Consider the following 3,333-nt stretch of genomic DNA (forward strand, 5'->3'; position numbering starts at 1 on the left):
CGGCGCCTGGCGCTCCCGCCGCCCCACCCCGGAGCTGCCGCTCACCGGCTGTGAGCGCCTCCACACCCCGCACGTCGCCACCTGCCCCGCCCGCCAGGAGCAACTCCCCCTCGTCGGCGTCACCCGACTCGACGACCACCGCAACCACAGGAACCGCCGATGACCACGCCCCGCCCACTGTCCCCGCGCGAAGTCCAGGTCGTCGGCCTCGTCGCCCAAGGCCAGTCCAACCAGCAGATCGGCGACACCCTCGGCCTCAAGCCAGCCACCGTCAAATCGCACCTCCGGCGCATCAGCCGCGTCTTGAACGCCCGCGACCGTGCGCACGCCGTCGCCATCTGCCTGCGCACCGGCATCCTCACCACCGACCAGGACGCAGGCCGATGACCACCGCCGTCGCCTGCTTCTTCTACCTCGCGACCATCGCCCACGCCTTTAGCGGCGATCTGATGGCCGCCGCCATGTACCTCGTCACCGCCGCGATCTGGCACCACATCGCCACCACCCAGAAAGGACGCAGTCGATGACCTACACGCCCCTCGCCGCCCGAGACGCCGCGATCCAGGCCGACGCCGACATGGCACGCCGATAGCAACCCATCCACCCCCGATAACCACCACCCGCCGGAACCGGTTACCGCCGGTTCCACACATAAGGAGAACCCCTTGTCGCTGCCCACCATGACCGGCGTCGGCCGCCTCACTGCCGACCCCGAGCTGCGCTTCACCTCGTCCGGTAAGGCCGTGTGCTCGGTCTCACTCGCGTTCAACTCTCGGCGTCTGAACAAGCAGACGAACGAGTGGGAGGACGGCGACGTCTTCTTCGTACGCGGCACCGCCTGGGAGCGCCTGGCCGAGAACATCACCGAGACCTTCGCCAAGGGCGTGGAGGTCATCGTCACGGGTGAGCTGCGGACGGAGTCCTGGGAGAAGGACGGCCAGAAGCATCAGCGCCCGGCGCTCCTGATCCGCTCTATCGGCCCGTCGCTCGCGTTCTCCGTGGCACAGGTCTCCAAGGACGCTGCCAGCCAGAACGGCGGTCAGCGGCCCGCGCAGAGCACCTCACGCCCTCAGCAGAACCAGGCCCAGCGCACCCGGCCCAGCGCGCCCCCGGCGGACGACCCCTGGGCCGTCGACCAGGCGTCCGGCTTCAGCAACGAACCCCCGTTCTAGACACCCCGGAGCACCCTCATGAGACCCCTCGCCCTGCTCGCCGTCCTCGTCACGGTCGTGGCACTGGTCACCGCCTGCGAGAGCAGCACCGAGTGCGACGAGCGCGCCACGCCGACGCCGTCGTCTCAGACCGCGCCGGTCGTGATGGAGGCCGCCGTCATCGGCCGACCGTCACCACCCCGGCCGGCACCCCCGCGTCCCGCGAAGCCTGCCAAGCCGAACTCTGGGCTCGGCGGAACGAGCGGCTACATCGACACCCACGACTGCGACTGAGGAGCACTGACCTCGTGATCGAGAACACCACCCAGAAGTCTCAGGAACCTGAGGAGACGCTCGGCTACCTCGCCGCTTCCCTGTCCCCCGGGGGCAGCGACCAGTACATCGCCGACCAGGAGCGCGCGGGACAAGCACAGCTCGTTGCCTCCGACCGGCTCCCCGTCGTGCGAGACAACCAGCGGGCCGACTTCGAAAAGCTCGGGTTCACCTTCGGTGACCCGGACCCGCAGGATCCGCTCTTCGCGCCCGCGACTCTCCCCGAAGGCTGGACGCGCGAGGCATCCGACCATCCGATGTGGTCGTACCTCGTTGACCAGCTCGGCCGCCGCCGCGTCGGAGTCTGCTACAAGGCTGCCTTCTACGACCGGCAGGCGGACATGAGTCTCCACACCGTGTACACACACGTCTGGCACCACATCCACGAGGGTCGGTCGCTGATCTCAGACGACACCTGGGCCACCCCGGCCGCCATCGCCGAGGAGTGTCGGCGTGGCATGAGGGAGGCCCAGGATCACATCGACACTTGGACCGCTCACGGCCACGCCGAGTACGTCGAGCAGTACATCGCCGAGCGGGACAAGTTCGCTGCCGTTCTCGCCAAGTTCGACACGACCGAGGAGCAGCCGTGAAGATCTTCTATGACACCGAGTTCCTCGACGACGGCCGCACGATTGATCTGATCAGCATCGGTATGGTCGCTGAGGACGGCCGCGAGCTGTACGCCGTCAGCTCGGAGTTCGACCAGGCCGCGGTCCGCCGTCACGGCTGGCTCATGGCGAACGTCTGGCCCAGCCTGCCCATCGTCAAGAACCCACACGGCCAGCACCGAATTCGCGGCATCGACCGACTCGACCTCGCGCACCCCACAGTCCGGCCCCGCGCCCAGATCGCCCGCCTCGTCCAGGACTTCATCCGCGCAACCCCCAACCCCGACCTCTGGGCCTACTACGCCGCGTACGACCACGTCGCCTACGCCCAGCTCTACGGCCCCATGTCCCAGCTCCCCGCCGGCCTGCCCATGCAGACCGACGACCTGGTCACCGAGGCCAAGCGCCTCGGCCTCACCCCGGCTGACCTGCCCCGGCAGGCCGACGGGCATCACAACGCTATCGCCGACGCCCGCCACAACCTCGTCATGGCCCAGTACCTCGACAGCGTCGCCCGCAGCCGCTGATGAACGACCCGCTGTTCGTCCGCCTGTACCTCGGCCTCCCGAGGCGCGTGCGCCGCGCCCTCGACAGGTTCCTCGGCATCCGCCGCTGACCCGCCCGTACGACCGGACTTGGGGCCCAGCCAGTGGGCCCGCCCCCCGGGCAACCGCCTGGAGCACACCATGTTCGGACTCACCACCCAGCGCCGCCTCCGCCAGTCGGAGCAGGACCTCCGCGACGAGATCGACGCCCACCACGCCACCATCCGCCAACTCCGCGAATTCGAGCAGCAGCTCATCCCTGCCTACGCCGCCGTCGTCCGCGAGCGCTCCCGGCATCTGCGTGAGAAGTGGGCTCTTCAGCGCCGTCTCACCCGCGCCCTCCGCGGTGCCGACCGCTGGCGCAAGCAGGCCGACCAGGAGCACCGTACGGTCGTCGCCCTTGGCGAGCAGCTCCTCACCGCCACCAGCGGCCACAACACCGCCGCCCGCGCCGCGACCAACCTCCCCGAGGCCGGCCCCTGGGAACGCGCCGTCGACGGACTCAACGCCCTCGTCGACGCCGAGATCCCGTTCCATGTCGAGCCAGACGGCCACATCTCCAACTCCTCCGGCGACGAGCACATCGAGTGGGACCGTACGGCCAACCGCTGGCGTCTCGTCCACGACGACGAGGAACTCCCGGCGGCGCCCGCGACGGCCGGAGCCGTCATCCACGCGGACACCCCCATCGCC

General features: G+C 69.5%; 7 protein-coding genes. All 7 read left to right on the top strand.

All coding sequences use genetic code 11. The annotated features are described in order from the left end of the window. The first annotated feature begins 159 nt into the window (after positions 1-159). The gene (locus ACWF94_RS36910; RefSeq protein WP_453499028.1) at positions 160-387 is read left to right on the top strand and encodes a response regulator transcription factor; all 228 of its coding nucleotides are present in this window, start codon (positions 160-162) and stop codon (positions 385-387) included. Further along, positions 384-527 carry a hypothetical protein gene (locus ACWF94_RS36915; protein ID WP_453499030.1) on the top strand — a complete coding sequence of 48 codons (144 nt, stop codon included), beginning with the start codon at positions 384-386 and terminating at the stop codon, positions 525-527. The genes ACWF94_RS36910 and ACWF94_RS36915 overlap by 4 nt, the downstream gene beginning before the upstream one ends. A gap of 138 nt (positions 528-665) precedes the next feature. Next, positions 666-1,172, top strand: coding sequence for a single-stranded DNA-binding protein (ssb, locus tag ACWF94_RS36920; protein ID WP_453499032.1), 507 nt, complete (start codon positions 666-668; stop codon positions 1,170-1,172). A gap of 18 nt (positions 1,173-1,190) precedes the next feature. Further along, positions 1,191-1,445 (top strand): hypothetical protein, encoded by a 255-nt coding sequence (locus ACWF94_RS36925; RefSeq protein WP_453499034.1) that lies wholly within the window; start codon positions 1,191-1,193, stop codon positions 1,443-1,445. Positions 1,446-1,459: 14 nt separating this feature from the next. Next, entirely contained in the window at positions 1,460-2,077 is a 618-nt protein-coding gene (locus ACWF94_RS36930; protein ID WP_453499036.1) for a hypothetical protein, read from the top strand. Next, positions 2,074-2,622: a hypothetical protein gene (locus ACWF94_RS36935; RefSeq protein WP_453499038.1), complete on the top strand. Its 549-nt coding sequence runs from the start codon at positions 2,074-2,076 to the stop codon at positions 2,620-2,622. The genes ACWF94_RS36930 and ACWF94_RS36935 overlap by 4 nt, the downstream gene beginning before the upstream one ends. Positions 2,623-2,781: 159 nt before the next feature. Next, the coding region (locus tag ACWF94_RS36940) for a hypothetical protein (RefSeq protein ID WP_453499040.1) at positions 2,782-3,333 on the top strand (552 nt) is incomplete at its 3' end.

Source organism: Streptomyces sp. NPDC055078, from assembly GCF_053607985.1.

Coding starts and splice junctions, on each gene's coding strand:
- ACWF94_RS36925 (WP_453499034.1), top strand. CDS start 1,191: ATGAGACCCCTCGCCCTGCTCGCCGTCCTCGTCACGGTCGTGGCACTG.
- ACWF94_RS36915 (WP_453499030.1), top strand. CDS start 384: ATGACCACCGCCGTCGCCTGCTTCTTCTACCTCGCGACCATCGCCCAC.
- ACWF94_RS36910 (WP_453499028.1), top strand. CDS start 160: ATGACCACGCCCCGCCCACTGTCCCCGCGCGAAGTCCAGGTCGTCGGC.